Genomic DNA, 16005 nt, shown 5'->3' with positions numbered 1-16005 from the left:
AAGCCAGGTTCCGGGTGAAAGCCAGGTTCCGGGCGAAAGGCAGGTTCCGGGCGGAAGCCGGGGGCCGGGTCAAGCCGGGATTCGGGCGGAAGCCGCAGGCTGGTCCGAAGCGGGAGCCGGGGGCCGGCGCCGGACCAAGCTGGAACCCGGGCCGAAGCCGGCGGCCGGGCCAAGCCGGAATCCGGGCCGAAGCCGGGGCCTGGGTGTCGTCGGGCGGGTCGGTGGTCTCGCCGCGGGACCCGGCCGGCCCGCCGGACGTCCCCGGTAGCCTTGCGGCCCGTGACCGCAACCCTCATCTGGATCCTCGTCGTCCTCGTCGCGATCGGCCTGTACCTGAGCTGGACCGCGGGACGGCTGGACCGGCTGCACGCCCGCATCGACGCCGCCCGCGCCGCGCTGGACGCGCAACTGCTGCGCAGGGCCTCCGTCGCCCAGGAACTCGCCACCTCCGGGGTGCTCGACCCGGCGGCGTCGATCGTGCTGTACGAGGCGGCGCACGCCGCCCGGCAGGCCGAGGAGGAGCAGCGGGAGGTCGCCGAGAGCGAACTCAGCCAGGCGCTGCGCGCCGTCTTCGCCGACCCGCGGCAGGTGGAGGCCGTCCGCGAGGTGCCCGGCGGAGAGGCCGCGGCCCTGGAGCTGACGGAGGCCGTCCGCCGGGTCCCCATGGCCCGCCGCTTCCACAACGACGCCGTGGGCGCGGCCCGCAGACTGCGCGAGCACCGCAAGGTGCGCTGGTTCCGGCTGGCCGGCCACGCCCCGTTCCCGATGGCCTTCGAGATGGACGACGAACCGCCGACGACCTTGACCGACCGCGCGGCGTGAGCCGCAACCGCACGAGACGGAACCGCGCGGCGTGAGCCGCAACCGCACGAGACGGAACCGCGCGGCGTGAGCCGCAACCGCACGAGACGGAACCGCGCGGCGCGAGACGGAACCGCGCGGCGCGAGCCCGAACCGCGTGAGCCGGGACCGCGCGAGACGGCGCCCCTTCGGCGGGTCACCGACCCAAAAGGATCCACCGCCTTCCCATTGGCCCTTGCTGTGGACTGGTCCAATCGCGTTTCCTCGGTGCTCGAAGCGAACCCGTCTCCATCCCAGTGAGGTCATCCCGTGTCCATCACCGACAACCAGGCTCCCGAGACCGGCACCGCGCGCGTGAAGCGCGGTATGGCCGAGCAGCTCAAGGGCGGCGTGATCATGGACGTCGTCACGCCGGAGCAGGCGAAGATCGCCGAGGACGCGGGAGCCGTGGCCGTCATGGCCCTGGAGCGGGTCCCGGCCGACATCCGCAAGGACGGCGGCGTGGCCCGCATGTCCGACCCGGACATGATCGAGGGCATCATCGAAGCCGTCTCGATCCCGGTCATGGCCAAGTCCCGCATCGGCCACTTCGTCGAGGCCCAGGTCCTTCAGTCCCTCGGCGTCGACTACATCGACGAGTCCGAGGTCCTCACCCCGGCCGACGAGGTCAACCACTCCGACAAGTGGGCGTTCACGACCCCGTTCGTCTGCGGCGCCACCAACCTCGGCGAGGCCCTGCGCCGTATCGCCGAGGGCGCCGCGATGATCCGCTCCAAGGGCGAGGCCGGCACCGGCAACGTCGTCGAGGCCGTCCGCCACCTGCGCCAGATCAAGAACGAGATCGCCAGGCTGCGCGGCTACGACAACCACGAGCTGTACGCCGCCGCCAAGGAGCTGCGCGCCCCGTACGAGCTGGTCAAGGAGGTCGCCGAACTGGGCAAGCTCCCGGTGGTGCTGTTCTCCGCCGGTGGCGTCGCCACCCCGGCCGACGCCGCCCTGATGCGCCAGCTCGGCGCCGAGGGCGTCTTCGTCGGCTCCGGCATCTTCAAGTCGGGCGACCCGGCCAAGCGCGCCGCCGCCATCGTCAAGGCGACCACCTTCTACGACGACCCGAAGATCATCGCGGACGCGTCCCGCAACCTCGGCGAGGCCATGGTCGGCATCAACTGCGACACCCTCCCCGAGGCCGAGCGCTACGCCAACCGTGGCTGGTAACCACCCCATGTCCCACGAAGCCCCTGTCATCGGCGTCCTGGCGCTCCAGGGCGACGTACGGGAGCACCTCATCGCCCTGGCCGCGGCCGACGCCGTGGCCAGGCCGGTGCGGCGCCCCGAGGAACTCGCCGGAGTCGACGGCCTCGTCATCCCCGGCGGCGAGTCCACCACCATCTCCAAGCTGGCCGCCCTGTTCGGCGTGATGGAACCGCTCCGCGCGCGCGTGCGCGACGGCATGCCCGTCTACGGCACCTGCGCGGGCATGATCATGCTCGCCGACAAGATCCTCGACCCGCGCTCGGGCCAGGAGACCGTCGGCGGCATCGACATGATCGTGCGCCGCAACGCCTTCGGACGGCAGAACGAGTCCTTCGAGGCGGCGGTCGACGTCAAGGGCGTCGAGGGCGACCCGGTCGAGGGCGTCTTCATCCGCGCCCCCTGGGTGGAGTCGGTCGGCGCCGGGACCGAGGTGCTCGCCGAGCACGACGGCCACATCGTCGCCGTGCGCCAGGGCGACGCGCTCGCCACGTCGTTCCACCCGGAGCTGACCGGTGACCACCGCGTTCACTCCCTGTTCGTCGAGATGGTGCGCGCGAAGCGGGCGACGGAGTCCTTGTAGGATCTCCTGGGGTCCCCCGGGCTTCAGGGCCGGGGGCGTACGTACCAGATGGGTTACGCGAAGGAGACAGGCAGATGTCCGGCCACTCTAAATGGGCTACGACGAAGCACAAGAAGGCCGTGATCGACGCCAAGCGCGGCAAGCTCTTCGCGAAGCTGATCAAGAACATCGAGGTCGCGGCGCGCATGGGCGGGGTCGACCTCGAGGGCAACCCGACGCTCTACGACGCCGTCCAGAAGGCCAAGAAGCAGTCGGTCCCGAACAAGAACATCGACTCCGCGATCAAGCGCGGTGGCGGTCTCGAGGCCGGCGGCGCCGACTACGAGACGATCATGTACGAGGGCTACGGGCCGAACGGCGTCGCGGTGCTCATCGAGTGCCTCACCGACAACCGCAACCGCGCCGCCTCCGACGTCCGCGTCGCCATGACCCGCAACGGCGGCTCCATGGCCGACCCGGGTTCCGTGTCGTACCTGTTCAACCGCAAGGGCGTCGTCATCGTCCCCAAGGGCGAGCTCAGCGAGGACGACGTCCTCGGGGCGGTCCTGGACGCGGGTGCCGAGGAGGTCAACGACCTCGGTGAGAACTTCGAGGTCCTCAGCGAGGCCACCGACCTGGTCGCGGTCCGCACCGCCCTCCAGGACGCCGGCATCGACTACGACTCCGCCGAGGCCAACTTCGTCCCGACCATGCAGGTCGAGCTGGACGAGGAGGGCGCCAAGAAGATCTTCAAGCTGATCGACGCGCTGGAGGACAGCGACGACGTGCAGAACGTCTTCGCCAACTTCGACGTCAGCGACGAGGTCATGGAGAAGGTCGACGCGTAACCCCACCGCGGGCCGCACCGGCCGACGGGCCGACGGGACACACCCGTCGGCCCGTCGCCGTGCCGGGCGCCGCCGGCCGTCATTGTCGGTGGCACCCGATAGCCTGCACGAACAGGCTGTCGACGGGAGGGGCGGGGCGTGCGGGTACTCGGGGTGGACCCCGGTCTGACACGGTGCGGTGTCGGTGTGGTCGAGGGGGTCGCGGGCCGTCCGCTCACCATGCTCGGCGTGGGCGTCGTCCGCACGCCGGCCGACGCCGAGCTGGGGCAGCGCCTCGTCGCCGTCGAACAGGGCATCGAGCGCTGGCTCGACGAGCACCGGCCCGAGTTCGTCGCCGTGGAGCGGGTCTTCAGCCAGCACAACGTCCGGACGGTCATGGGCACCGCCCAGGCCAGCGCCGTCGCCATGCTCTGCGCCGCCCGCCGCGGCATCCCCGTCGCCCTGCACACCCCCAGCGAGGTCAAGGCCGCCGTCACCGGCAGCGGCCGCGCCGACAAGGCACAGGTCGGCGCCATGGTCACCCGCCTGCTGCGGCTCAGCGCGCCGCCCCGGCCCGCCGACGCCGCCGACGCCCTGGCCCTCGCCATCTGCCACATCTGGCGCGCCCCCGCGCAGAACCGCCTCCAGCAGGCCGTCGCCCTGCACACCGCCACCGCACCCACCCCCTCGAAAGGCCGTACGGCATGATCGCCTTCGTGAGCGGCACCGTCGCCGCACTCGCTCCCGACGCCGCCGTGGTCGAGGTGGGCGGGGTCGGCATGGCCGTGCAGTGCACGCCGAACACCCTCTCCACGCTCCGGCTCGGCCAGCCCGCCAGGCTCGCCACCTCCCTCGTCGTACGCGAGGACTCGCTCACCCTGTACGGCTTCGCCGACGACGACGAGCGGCAGGTCTTCGAACTGCTCCAGACGGCCAGCGGCGTCGGCCCCCGCCTCGCCCAGGCCATGCTCGCCGTGCACACCCCGGACGCCCTGCGCCGAGCCGTCGCCACCGCTGACGAGAAGGCCCTCACCGCGGTCCCCGGCATCGGCAAGAAGGGCGCCCAGAAGCTGTTGCTGGAGCTGAAGGACCGCCTGGGCGAGCCGATCGGCGCCCCCGCGGCCGGCGCCCCGGTCACCCAGGGCTGGCGGGACCAGCTGCACGCCGCCCTGATCGGCCTCGGATACGCGGCCCGCGAGGCCGACGAGGCCGTGTCCGCCGTCGCACCCCAGGCGGAGGCGGCCGAGGGCACGCCCCAGGTGGGCCAGCTGCTGAGGGCGGCCCTGCAGACCCTCAACAGGGCGCGCTGAGCCCGGCCGCCCCGCCCGCGCCGAACGACCCCGAGACCCCGAGGCACACTTCATGAACTGGGACGACACGACCGACACCGGCGCCGCCGCCGACCGGCTGGTGGGCTCTGTCGCCGACCGCGAGGACCAGGCCGTCGAGGCCGCCCTGCGCCCCAAGGACCTGGGCGAGTTCATCGGCCAGGAGAAGGTCCGCGAACAGCTCGACCTCGTGCTGCGCGCGGCACGCGCGCGCGGCGCCACCGCCGACCACGTGCTGCTCTCCGGCGCCCCCGGCCTCGGCAAGACCACCCTCTCGATGATCATCGCCGCCGAGATGGGCGCCCCGATCCGCATCACGTCCGGCCCCGCCATCCAGCACGCCGGCGACCTCGCCGCGATCCTCTCCTCCCTCCAGGAGGGCGAGGTCCTCTTCCTCGACGAGATCCACCGCATGTCCCGGCCCGCCGAGGAGATGCTCTACATGGCGATGGAGGACTTCCGCGTCGACGTCATCGTCGGCAAGGGCCCCGGCGCCACCGCCATCCCGCTGGAGCTGCCCCCGTTCACCCTGGTCGGCGCCACCACCCGCGCGGGCCTGCTGCCGCCCCCGCTGCGCGACCGCTTCGGCTTCACCGCCCACATGGAGTTCTACGAACCGGCCGAACTCCGCCGCGTCGTCCACCGCTCGGCGAACCTCCTGGACGTCGAGATCGACACCGACGGCGCCGCCGAGATCGCCGGCCGCTCCCGTGGCACGCCCCGCATCGCCAACCGCCTGCTGCGCCGCGTCCGCGACTACGCGCAGGTCAAGGCGGACGGCGTCATCACACGCGAGATCGCCGCGGCGGCCCTCGCCGTCTACGAGGTCGACGCCCGCGGCCTCGACCGCCTCGACCGCGCGGTCCTGGAGGCCCTGCTGAAACTGTTCGGCGGCGGTCCGGTCGGCCTGTCCACACTGGCCGTCGCGGTGGGGGAGGAGCGCGAGACCGTCGAGGAGGTCGCCGAACCCTTCCTGGTCCGGGAGGGCCTGCTCGCCCGCACCCCGCGCGGCCGCGTCGCCACCCCCGCGGCCTGGACCCACCTGGGCCTCACCCCGCCCCGCTCCACGACCGGGGGGAGCGGACAGCAGAACCTGTTCGGGGCGTGACACCAGGTGACGGCGGGTGACGGCACGTACGGCGCACCCGAAAGGCGGACCGGCACCCGGCCGTAGCCCGGCAGGGTGACGGCCAGGGCATTGGCGGCCGGAGGAACCCAGGTGCCATGCTGAACGTTGTTCCCTGTGCGCGGACTCGCTTAGACTCCGCCGATGCCGCCGTTGTCGGCGGCGCACACACCCCCAACCAGTAGGCCGCTCACCATCGCGGTCGTGCGAAGGAAGTACCGACCCGTGAGTCTCGTGACCCTCCTCCCGTTCATCGTGCTCATCGGGGCCATGTTCCTGATGACCCGGTCGGCCAAGAAGAAGCAGCAGCAGGCCGCCGACATGCGGAACGCAATGCAGCCCGGCAGTGGTGTCCGCACCATCGGGGGCATGTACGCGACCGTCAAGGAGGTCAACGAGGACACGGTCCTCCTCGACGCCGGCCCGGGGGTGGAGCTGCTCTTCGCGAAGAACGCCATCGGTGCCGTCCTGACCGACGACGAGTACAACCGCATCGTCCACGGCATCGAGCACGACCTGAAGTCCGACGTCGTCCCGGACGACGCCTCCTCCCTCACCGGGTCCGACGAGACCGCCGACGCTGCCGCCGCCTCCGACGACAAGCCCGTCGACCTCGGCAAGAAGGACGAGACCGAGGAGCGGGCCGCCGACACGGAGACCGACGCGGAGCCGAAGAAGACCGACGGCGACTCCGACGCGAAGAAGTAGCCACGCCCCCCGGGGCACGCGGGTGCGCCCCGCGTGCCCCGGGGCGCGCGCATCTCGCACCAGGGGATCCCGACACCATGTCATGGCCGCCGCCGCGCTGACCCGGCGCGAGGCGGCCCGAGAGGGAGTACGAGAAGGTGGCAGCACCTAAAAAGGGCCGGAGCGCGAGCGCCCAGAGCAAGCCGGGGCGCTCGCTGGCCCTGATCCTGATCGCGATCGTGGCGCTCACCGGAGGCATGTTCCTCTCCGGACACACCACTCCGCGTCTGGGCATCGACCTTGCCGGCGGCACGAGCATCACGCTGGAGGCGAAGGCCGACCAGGGGTCCGCGATCAACAAGGCCAACATGGACACCGCGGTCGAGATCATGAACCGCCGTGTCAACGGTCTGGGCGTCTCCGAGGCGGAGGTGCAGACCCAGGGCGACAGCAACATCATCGTGAACATCCCCAAGGGCACCAACTCCAAGGAAGCCCGGGAACAGGTCGGCACCACCGCCAAGCTGTACTTCCGTCCGGTCCTGGCCAGCGAGGCCAGCGGCACCGCCGCGAGCGCCTCGCCCAGCCCGTCCGCCAGCGGCTCGTCCACCGCCTCGCCGAGCGCGTCCGCCGGCGCCTCCGCGAGTGCCTCCGCCGATGAGGAGGCCTCCTCCTCCGCGTCCCCGTCGGCCTCCGCCACCTCGCAGGGCCGCGCCGTCACCGACGCGCTGAAGGCCGACTCCACCCCGTCGGCCTCCGCCTCCGCGAGCGCCTCGGCCTCCGCGAGCCCGTCGGCCTCCGCGAGCGCCTCCGACACCGACACCGCCGCACTCGAAGCCGAGTACGCGGACCTGGACTGCTCCAAGGCCTCGGCCCGCGCCACCGCCGGCGAGGGCGCCAAGCCCGCCGACTCCACCGTGGGCTGCGGCCAGATCCAGGGCGTCTGGTACAAGTACCTGCTCGGCCCGGCCGCCGTCGACGGCACCGAGGTCGACAAGGCCCAGGCGGTCTACGACACCCAGACCGCCGCCGGCTGGCAGGTCACGATGGACTTCAACTCCGCGGGCTCCAAGAAGTTCGCCGACATCACCGCGGAGCTCGCCCAGAACAGCGCCCCGCAGAACGAGTTCGGCATCGTCCTCGACGGCGAGGTCGTCTCCAGCCCGTACGTCAGTTCCTCCATCACCGGCGGCCAGGCCCAGATCTCCGGCAGCTTCACGCAGGACGAGGCCCAGAACCTCGCCAACATGCTGTCCTACGGCGCGCTGCCGCTCTCCTTCCAGGAGCAGAGCGTGACCACGGTGACCGCCGCGCTCGGCGGTGACCAGCTGCACGCCGGTCTGCTCGCCGGCGCCATCGGCCTCGCCCTGGTGGTCATCTACCTGGTGGCCTACTACCGCGGCCTGTCCCTCATCGCGATCGCCTCGCTGCTGGTCTCCGCGGCCCTCACCTACGTGCTCATGTCGCTGCTCGGCCCGGCCATCGGCTTCGCGCTGAACCTGCCGGCCGTCTGCGGTGCCATCGTCGCCATCGGCATCACCGCGGACTCGTTCATCGTCTACTTCGAACGCGTCCGGGACGAGATCCGCGAGGGCCGCTCGCTGCGTCCCGCGGTCGAGCGGGGCTGGCCGCGCGCCCGGCGCACCATCCTGGTCTCCGACTTCGTGTCCTTCCTCGCCGCCGCGGTGCTCTTCATCGTCTCCGTCGGCAAGGTCCAGGGCTTCGCGTTCACGCTGGGTCTGACCACCGTCCTCGACGTGGTCGTGGTCTTCTTCTTCACCAAGCCGCTGATGACGCTGATCGCCCGCCGTAAGTTCTTCGCGAGCGGCCACAAGTGGTCCGGCCTCGACCCGAAGAGCCTGGGCGCCAAGCCGCCGCTGCGCCGCACCCGTCGTCCCGCCGGTCCCGCCGCCGGCCCCGCCGAGCCGAAGGAGGCGTGAGCGATGTCGAAACTCGGTAACCTCGGCGCCCGACTGCACCGTGGCGAGATCAGCTACGACTTCATCGGGCACCGCAAGATCTGGTACGGCATCTCGATCCTGATCACCATCACGGCCATCCTCGGCCTGGGCGTCCGCGGCCTGAACATGGGCATCGACTTCCAGGGCGGCGCCGTCTTCACCACCGCGAAGAACAGCTCCGTCTCGGTCTCGCAGGCCGAGACCGCCGCGGAGGAGGCGGCCGGCCACGAGGCGCTCGTGCAGAAGCTCGGCGACGGCTCGCTGCGCATCCAGATCGCCGGCATGGACACCCAGCAGTCCGACAAGGTCAAGAACGCCCTCGCCGAGGACTTCGACGTCGACCCGGAGACCATCGCCGCCGACCTGGTCGGCCCCAGCTGGGGCGACCAGATCGCGAACAAGGCCTGGCAGGGTCTGGCGATCTTCATGGTCCTCGTCGTGATCTACCTGGCGATCGCCTTCGAGTGGCGCATGGCCATCGCCGCGCTCGTCGCCCTGGTCCACGACATCACCATCACCGTCGGCATCTACGCCCTCGTCGGCTTCGAGGTCACGCCGGGCACGGTGATCGGTCTGCTGACCATCCTCGGCTACTCGCTGTACGACACGGTCGTCGTCTTCGACTCCCTCAAGGAGCAGACGAAGGACCTCACCAAGCAGACCCGCTTCACCTACAGCGAGATCGCCAACCGCTCGATCAACAGCACCCTGGTGCGTTCCATCAACACCACGGTCGTCGCGCTGCTCCCGGTCGCCGGCCTGCTGTTCATCGGCGGCGGCTTCCTCGGCGCGGGCACGCTCAACGACATCTCGCTGTCGCTGTTCGTCGGCCTCGCGGCCGGTGCGTACTCCTCGATCTTCATCGCCACGCCGCTCGTCGCCGACCTCAAGGAGCGCGAGCCCCAGTACAAGGCGCTGAAGAAGCGCGTCCTGGCCAAGCGCGCCCAGGCCGCCGCCGAGGAGGAGTACACCGAGTCCCGCGGCACCGACCTCCGCGAGGACCTGCCGGAGGACGCGGCCGCCGTCGTCGGCCCGCGCACCCAGCCCGCCTCCCGCGGCCGGGGCCGCGGCCGACCCTCGGGGAAGCGCCGATGACCGGCATCCAGGAGCTGCTGCTCAGCCGTATCCGTGACGTGGCCGACTACCCGGAGCCGGGGGTGATGTTCAAGGACATCACCCCGCTGCTCGCGGACCCGGCGGCGTTCACCGCCCTCACCGACGCGTTCGCCGAGGTCGCCGAGCGCACCGGCGCCACCAAGATCGTCGGCCTGGAGGCGCGGGGATTCATCCTCGGCGCCCCCGTCGCCGTCCGCGCCGGCCTCGGCTTCGTCCCCGTGCGCAAGGCGGGCAAGCTCCCCGGAGCCACCCTCGCCCAGGCCTACGACCTGGAGTACGGCTCGGCCGAGATCGAGATCCACGCCGAGGACCTCACCGCCGACGACCGCATCCTGATCGTCGACGACGTCCTCGCCACCGGCGGCACCGCCGAGGCGTCGATCCGGCTGATCCACCGCGCCGGCGCCGAGGTCGCGGGCGTCGCCGTCCTGATGGAACTCGGGTTCCTGGCCGGCCGGCCCCGCCTGGAGGCGGCGCTGCGGGGAGCCCCGCTGGAGGCACTGCTCACGGTCTAGGACCGGCCGCCGTCGCCCCGCGCCGGGCTGACGGGAAGGACACATCACGGCACCCTCGTACGGTTGTCGTACGGATCAGGGGCGGGCCCGGAGGAATCCGGTGCCCGCCCCTGGTGTTTCCCCGGTACACCCCCGGTGTTTCCCGGGTACACGGCCTTCACATCGGCCTGAAGGCGATCCGGGAGCCCGGCATCGCTACGATGGGTGCTCCGGAGCCTGACCGGGGACCCGGATCGCGCACGAGGAGTCCTCTTGCCAGACGAGGCCCAGCACCTGACCGCCGCCAAGCCCGAGTCCGCCTCGGCGCCCGCGGCCAAGCCCGCGTCGGGGACGCAAGCCGACGCCCGTGGGCCGGTCGAGCACGACCGCTCCGCCCCCGTCGAGCAGCCGGCCGAGCAGGCCCGCCCCAAGCCGGCCGCGCCCGAGCGCTCCGCGACCACCCCCGCCGCCCGCCCGGCCGCCGCGCAGCCGCCCGCCCGCTCCGGCTCCTCCAACCGCGTCCGCGCCCGTCTCGCCCGCCTCGGCGTCCAGCGCGCCAACCCGTACAACCCGGTCCTGGAGCCGCTGCTGCGGATAGTGCGCAGCAACGACCCCAAGATCGAGACGTCGACGCTGCGCCAGATCGAGCGCGCCTACCAGGTCGCCGAGCGCTGGCACCGCGGCCAGAAGCGCAAGAGCGGCGACCCGTACATCACCCACCCGCTCGCGGTGACCACGATCCTCGCCGAACTCGGCATGGACCCGGCCACCCTCATGGCGGGCCTGCTCCACGACACCGTCGAGGACACCGAGTACGGCCTCGACGACCTGCGCCGCGACTTCGGCGACCAGGTCGCCCTCCTCGTCGACGGCGTCACCAAGCTGGACAAGGTCAAGTTCGGCGAGGCCGCGCAGGCCGAGACCGTGCGCAAGATGGTCGTCGCCATGGCCAAGGACCCGCGCGTCCTGGTCATCAAGCTCGCCGACCGCCTGCACAACATGCGCACCATGCGCTACCTGAAGCGCGAGAAGCAGGAGAAGAAGGCGCGCGAGACCCTCGAGATCTACGCGCCGCTCGCCCACCGCCTGGGCATGAACACCATCAAGTGGGAACTGGAGGACCTCGCCTTCGCGATCCTCTACCCCAAGATGTACGACGAGATCGTCCGCCTCGTCGCCGAGCGCGCCCCCAAGCGCGACGAGTACCTCGCCATAGTGACCGACGAGGTCCAGGCCGACCTGCGGGCCGCCCGCATCAAGGCGACCGTCACGGGCCGGCCGAAGCACTATTACAGCGTCTACCAGAAGATGATCGTCCGCGGCCGTGACTTCGCGGAGATCTACGACCTGGTGGGCATCCGCGTCCTCGTGGACACCGTCCGCGACTGCTACGCGGCCCTCGGCACGGTGCACGCGCGGTGGAACCCGGTCCCCGGCCGGTTCAAGGACTACATCGCGATGCCCAAGTTCAACATGTACCAGTCGCTGCACACGACGGTCATCGGCCCCAACGGCAAGCCGGTCGAGCTCCAGATCCGCACGTTCGACATGCACCGCCGCGCCGAGTACGGCATCGCCGCGCACTGGAAGTACAAGCAGGAGGCCGTCGCCGGCGCCTCCAAGGTCCGCACCGACGCGCCCAGGTCGTCCGGCAAGGGCAAGGACGACCACCTCAACGACATGGCGTGGCTGCGCCAGCTGCTCGACTGGCAGAAGGAGACCGAGGACCCGGGCGAGTTCCTGGAGTCGCTGCGCTTCGACCTCTCCCGCAACGAGGTCTTCGTCTTCACGCCCAAGGGCGACGTCATCGCGCTCCCGGCCGGGGCCACCCCGGTGGACTTCGCCTACGCCGTCCACACGGAGGTCGGCCACCGCACCATAGGAGCCCGGGTCAACGGCAGGCTCGTACCGCTGGAGTCGACCCTGGACAACGGCGACCTGGTGGAGGTCTTCACCTCCAAGGCCCCCGGCGCGGGCCCGTCCCGCGACTGGCTCGGTTTCGTCAAGTCGCCGCGCGCCCGCAACAAGATCCGGGGGTGGTTCTCCAAGGAGCGCCGCGACGAGGCGATCGAGCAGGGCAAGGACGCCATCGCCCGCGCGATGCGCAAGCAGAACCTGCCGATCCAGCGCATCCTCACCGGCGACTCGCTGGTCACCCTGGCGCACGAGATGCGCTACCCGGACATCTCCTCGCTGTACGCGGCGATCGGCGAGGGCCATGTGGCCGCGCAGAACGTCGTGCAGAAGCTGGTGCAGGCCCTCGGCGGCGAGGAGGCCGCGACCGAGGAGATCGACGAGGCGGTCCCGCCGTCCCGCGGCCGCGGACGCAAGCGGCGCACCAGCAACGACCCCGGTGTCGTGGTCAAGGGCGTCGACGACGTCTGGGTGAAACTGGCCCGCTGCTGTACGCCCGTCCCCGGCGATCCGATCATCGGTTTCGTCACGCGCGGTAGTGGCGTATCGGTTCACCGCAGCGACTGCGTCAACGTGGAGTCACTGTCCCGCGAGCCGGAGCGCATCCTCGGCGTCGAGTGGGCGCCGACGCAGTCCTCGGTCTTCCTGGTCGCCATCCAGGTCGAGGCGCTGGACCGGTCCCGGCTGCTGTCGGACGTCACCCGCGTCCTGTCCGACCAGCACGTCAACATCCTCTCGGCCGCCGTCCAGACCTCCCGGGACCGGGTCGCCACCTCCCGCTTCACCTTCGAGATGGGCGACCCCAAGCACCTCGGTCACGTCCTGAAGGCCGTCCGCGGGGTGGAGGGCGTGTACGACGTCTACCGGGTGACGTCGGCGCGGAGACCGTAACCTACGGGATGACCTGAGCGGCGGAGACGGGGGAGCGGGATGGGCGGGCCGGGGCGCGAGGGATTACCGGGCGGGGCGCCGCCCTCGGTGCCGGTCCTGGTCGCCGGCCGCTACCGGCCGGTCCGCTTCCTCGGCCGCGGCGGCATGGGCGTCGTCCACGAGGCGGAGGACACCCGGCTCGACCGTCGCGTCGCCCTGAAGATGCTCACCACCGTCGAGGGGCTGACCGGGGACAGCGAGGCCTGGGACCGCTTCCAGCGCGAGGCCCGCGCCCTGGCCAGGATCGACCACCCCGGCGTCGTCACGCTGTACGACAGCGGCGTGCACGACGGCACCCCCTACCTCGTGATGCAGGTGCTCGACGGCACCACCCTGGCCGACCTGGCGTCGTCCGCGGGGCCGCTGCCGACGACCGTGGTGTGCACGGTGGCCCTGGGCATCGCCGAGGCCCTGGAGGCCGCCCACACGGCCGGCGTGCTGCACCGCGACGTCAAGCCCACGAACGTCGGCCTCACCCGCAACGGGCGGGTCGTCCTCCAGGACTTCGGACTGGCCCGGCTGGCCGGCGAGGCCGCGATCACCCGCACCGGAGCCATCGTCGGCACCCCCCAGTTCATGGCCCCCGAGGCCATGCGGGGCGCCCTGCCGGAACGGGCGGCGGACTGGTACGGCCTGGGCGCCTGCATGTACCTGATGATCACGGGCGAGCTGCCGTTCGGCCCGACCGTCGACTACGGCGCCATCATCCACCGCGCCCTCGGCGACGGTGTCCCGCCGCTCACGGGCCGCCGCCCGGACTGCCCGCCGGACCTGTGCCGGCTCGTCGACGACCTGTGCCGGCAGGACCCCGCCCTGCGCCGCCAGAACGCCGAGTCCCTCCGCGAGACCCTGCTGCCCCTGTCCTACGGCGGCACGGAGCGGCTGGTCGACCTGGTGACGGACCGGGCGCGCGACGACGCCCTGCACGACGCGTGGGTGGTGCCCGACGTCCCCGAGTCGGTGTCCCGCGCCGAGGAGATGCCCGAGTACCTCTGGGACGAGGCGGCCGCCCTGCCCGACCGGCGCGGGCCGGCCGACGACCCCTTCCGGCCCGCCACCCTCAGCGACACCACCCGCCGGATCGTGCTCGGCACCATGACCCCGCAGAGCGCGCTGGCCCGGCAGCGCGAGGCGGTCAACCTGGTGCTGCGCGGCCGGCTGGAGGAGGCCGCGCAGATGCTGTCCGTCGTGGTCCCGGTCTGCCTCACCACGCTCGGACCCGACCACCCGACCACCCTGACCAGCCAGTACTGGCATGCCGTGTGCCTGGCCAGGCTCGACGCCGGGCGCCCCGCGCTGGAGCTGTTCTCCAGCGTCAACCGACGTGTGGCACGACGAACGGACGGACACGATGACTGACTCCGGCGCGGGCATCTCGGCCGCCCTGGACACCACGGGGACCGAGGACGATCTGCGGTCCCTGCTGCGCTGGCTGCGGGAGGACGAAAGCGTCGGCCTGCCCGTCCGGCCCGCCGGCGCGGCCCCGCACCCACCCGGCGGCATGGGCACCGGCTTCGACGTCCTCCAGTTCGCCGTCTCCGGCGGACTGTCGGCGGCCTCGCTCGTCGTCTCCGTCCTCCAGTGGCAGACCTCCCGGCGCCGCGCCCCGGCCGTCACCCTGCGCCGCGGCGACGTGGAGGTCCTCCTCACCGCCCGCGCGGCCCGCGACGAGGAGACCGTACGCCGTCTCGTCGTCCTCCTCGACGGCGACACCGCGCCCGCCACCCTGCCCGGACCGCGCACCGAAGGAAGCGGAGGCGATGACGGCACTGCCTGACCCGGCGCGCTCGCGGGCCGTCCTCATCGGCACCGCCTCCTACCGCCACCTGCCCCAGCTGCCCGCCGTCGAGACGGGCGTCGTCGACCTCGCCGCCGAACTGTGCGACGCCACCGTCTGGGGGCTGCCCGTACAGCACTGCACGGTCGTCACCGACCCGTTGAGCGCCCACACGATCCTCGACCCCGTCCACCAGGCCGGCGAGGAGGCCACCGACACCCTCCTCGTCTACTTCGCGGGCCACGGCCTGCGCGACGCCGACTCCGCCGACCTCTACCTCGCCCTGGGCGACTCCCGCGAACACCTCGGCTACACGGCCGTCGCCTACCAGCACCTGCGCTCCGCCCTGCGGTCCGCCCGGGCCCGCCGCAAGGTCGTCGTCCTCGACTGCTGCTTCAGCGGCCGCGCCGCCCGCGCCCTGGCCGGAGGCGACGTCCTCGCCGCCGAGGCCGCCGTGGACGGCGCCTACGTCCTCACCGCCTCACCCCGCGACCGGATCGCCCTGGCCCCCGACGGCGAGCGCTACACCGCCTTCACCGGCGAACTGCTGGGCGTGCTGCGCCACGGCGTGGACAACGGCCCGGAGCTGCTCGACCTCGACACGCTCTACCGCGTCCTGCTGGAGCGGCTGCGCGCCAAGAACCGCCCGCTGCCCCAGCACTCCCAGGAGAACGGCGTCGGACGCCTCCCCCTGGCCCGCAACAAGGCCCGCGCCGGTCTGCGCGCCCCCGCGGGCCCCGTCCTGGCCGCCGACGTCCGCACCGCCATGGTCTCCACCGGACTCGCCGTCGCCCGGCTCCTGCGCGCGGAGGGCAACACCCGCGACGCCCTGCCCGTCCTGCGCCTCGCCCTCCAGGAACAGCAGACCGCCGGCAGCGAGGGCGACCTGCTCGCCGTCCAGCTCGAACTCTCCGAGCTGCTCGCCGAGACCGGCCAGGTCAAGGAGGCCATCGAGGTACTGGAACTCGCCTTCCACCAGGTCCACAAGGTGTACGGTCCCGAGGCCGTCCTCGTCTGCCGGCGGCTGGCCGACCTGCTCCAGGAGTCCGGCAACCACCTCCAAGCCTGCGAGGTGCTCAAGCACGCCCTGGACATCAGCGAGCGGGGCGCGCCGGGGCCGGCCTGACACGGGCGCCGCGCCCCCGGCCTCCGGTCGCGCGCAGCCGCCCGCGTGGGGCCGCCGAAGCCGCGGGGCACCGGAACGTGCGAGGCCACCGCAACGTCACCGGAA

Annotated in this window: 15 protein-coding genes; all 15 read left to right on the top strand. The window is 72.1% G+C overall.

What is annotated here, in order from left to right:
- Positions 1–279: 279 nt before the first annotated feature.
- The 15 genes from ACFYWQ_RS26865 (at position 280) to ACFYWQ_RS26795 (ending at position 15900) form a co-directional block, all read left to right on the top strand.
- The gene (locus tag ACFYWQ_RS26865) at positions 280–822 is read left to right on the top strand and encodes a hypothetical protein (RefSeq protein ID WP_389519650.1); all 543 of its coding nucleotides are present in this window, start codon (positions 280–282) and stop codon (positions 820–822) included.
- A gap of 288 nt (positions 823–1110) precedes the next feature.
- Entirely contained in the window at positions 1111–2016 is a 906-nt protein-coding gene (gene pdxS, locus ACFYWQ_RS26860) for a pyridoxal 5'-phosphate synthase lyase subunit PdxS (protein WP_389519648.1), read from the top strand.
- 7 nt (positions 2017–2023) lie between these two features.
- The gene (gene pdxT / locus ACFYWQ_RS26855) at positions 2024–2635 is read left to right on the top strand and encodes a pyridoxal 5'-phosphate synthase glutaminase subunit PdxT (protein WP_389519646.1); all 612 of its coding nucleotides are present in this window, start codon (positions 2024–2026) and stop codon (positions 2633–2635) included.
- A gap of 74 nt (positions 2636–2709) precedes the next feature.
- Entirely contained in the window at positions 2710–3462 is a 753-nt protein-coding gene (locus tag ACFYWQ_RS26850; RefSeq protein WP_389519644.1) for a YebC/PmpR family DNA-binding transcriptional regulator, read from the top strand.
- Positions 3463–3600: 138 nt separating this feature from the next.
- Entirely contained in the window at positions 3601–4149 is a 549-nt protein-coding gene (ruvC, locus tag ACFYWQ_RS26845; RefSeq protein WP_389519642.1) for a crossover junction endodeoxyribonuclease RuvC, read from the top strand.
- Positions 4146–4751 (top strand): Holliday junction branch migration protein RuvA, encoded by a 606-nt coding sequence (ruvA, locus tag ACFYWQ_RS26840; protein ID WP_389519640.1) that lies wholly within the window; start codon positions 4146–4148, stop codon positions 4749–4751. Before ruvC ends, ruvA begins: the two co-directional genes overlap by 4 nt.
- A 52-nt stretch (positions 4752–4803) precedes the next feature.
- Positions 4804–5877 (top strand): Holliday junction branch migration DNA helicase RuvB, encoded by a 1074-nt coding sequence (ruvB, locus tag ACFYWQ_RS26835; protein ID WP_389519638.1) that lies wholly within the window; start codon positions 4804–4806, stop codon positions 5875–5877.
- Between the two features lie 243 nt (positions 5878–6120).
- A complete protein-coding gene (gene yajC / locus ACFYWQ_RS26830; RefSeq protein ID WP_389519636.1) occupies positions 6121–6603 on the top strand; it encodes a preprotein translocase subunit YajC in 483 nt (160 codons plus the stop codon).
- 137 nt (positions 6604–6740) lie between these two features.
- On the top strand, positions 6741–8522 hold the full coding sequence (secD, locus tag ACFYWQ_RS26825) for a protein translocase subunit SecD (RefSeq protein ID WP_389519634.1): 1782 nt from the start codon (positions 6741–6743) through the stop codon (positions 8520–8522).
- A gap of 3 nt (positions 8523–8525) precedes the next feature.
- Positions 8526–9638, top strand: a complete 1113-nt coding sequence (gene secF, locus ACFYWQ_RS26820; protein ID WP_389519632.1) for a protein translocase subunit SecF — start codon at positions 8526–8528, stop codon at positions 9636–9638.
- Positions 9635–10174, top strand: a complete 540-nt coding sequence (locus ACFYWQ_RS26815) for an adenine phosphoribosyltransferase (RefSeq protein WP_389519630.1) — start codon at positions 9635–9637, stop codon at positions 10172–10174. The genes secF and ACFYWQ_RS26815 overlap by 4 nt, the downstream gene beginning before the upstream one ends.
- Before the next feature lie 252 nt (positions 10175–10426).
- Positions 10427–12958, top strand: coding sequence for a RelA/SpoT family protein (locus tag ACFYWQ_RS26810; protein WP_389519628.1), 2532 nt, complete (start codon positions 10427–10429; stop codon positions 12956–12958).
- Between the two features lie 39 nt (positions 12959–12997).
- Positions 12998–14356, top strand: coding sequence for a protein kinase (locus tag ACFYWQ_RS26805; RefSeq protein ID WP_389519626.1), 1359 nt, complete (start codon positions 12998–13000; stop codon positions 14354–14356).
- Positions 14349–14774: a hypothetical protein gene (locus ACFYWQ_RS26800; protein WP_389519624.1), complete on the top strand. Its 426-nt coding sequence runs from the start codon at positions 14349–14351 to the stop codon at positions 14772–14774. Before ACFYWQ_RS26805 ends, ACFYWQ_RS26800 begins: the two co-directional genes overlap by 8 nt.
- Positions 14758–15900 (top strand): caspase family protein, encoded by a 1143-nt coding sequence (locus ACFYWQ_RS26795; protein ID WP_389519622.1) that lies wholly within the window; start codon positions 14758–14760, stop codon positions 15898–15900. The genes ACFYWQ_RS26800 and ACFYWQ_RS26795 overlap by 17 nt, the downstream gene beginning before the upstream one ends.
- The last annotated feature ends 105 nt before the right edge of the window (positions 15901–16005 follow it).

Origin of the sequence: Streptomyces sp. NPDC003247 (assembly GCF_042888135.1) — a bacterium.
In the GTDB taxonomy this organism is placed as follows: domain Bacteria; phylum Actinomycetota; class Actinomycetes; order Streptomycetales; family Streptomycetaceae; genus Streptomyces.
The sequence above is the reverse complement of the archived record's forward strand: the minus strand, read 5'-3'. Positions and strand labels throughout refer to the sequence as shown.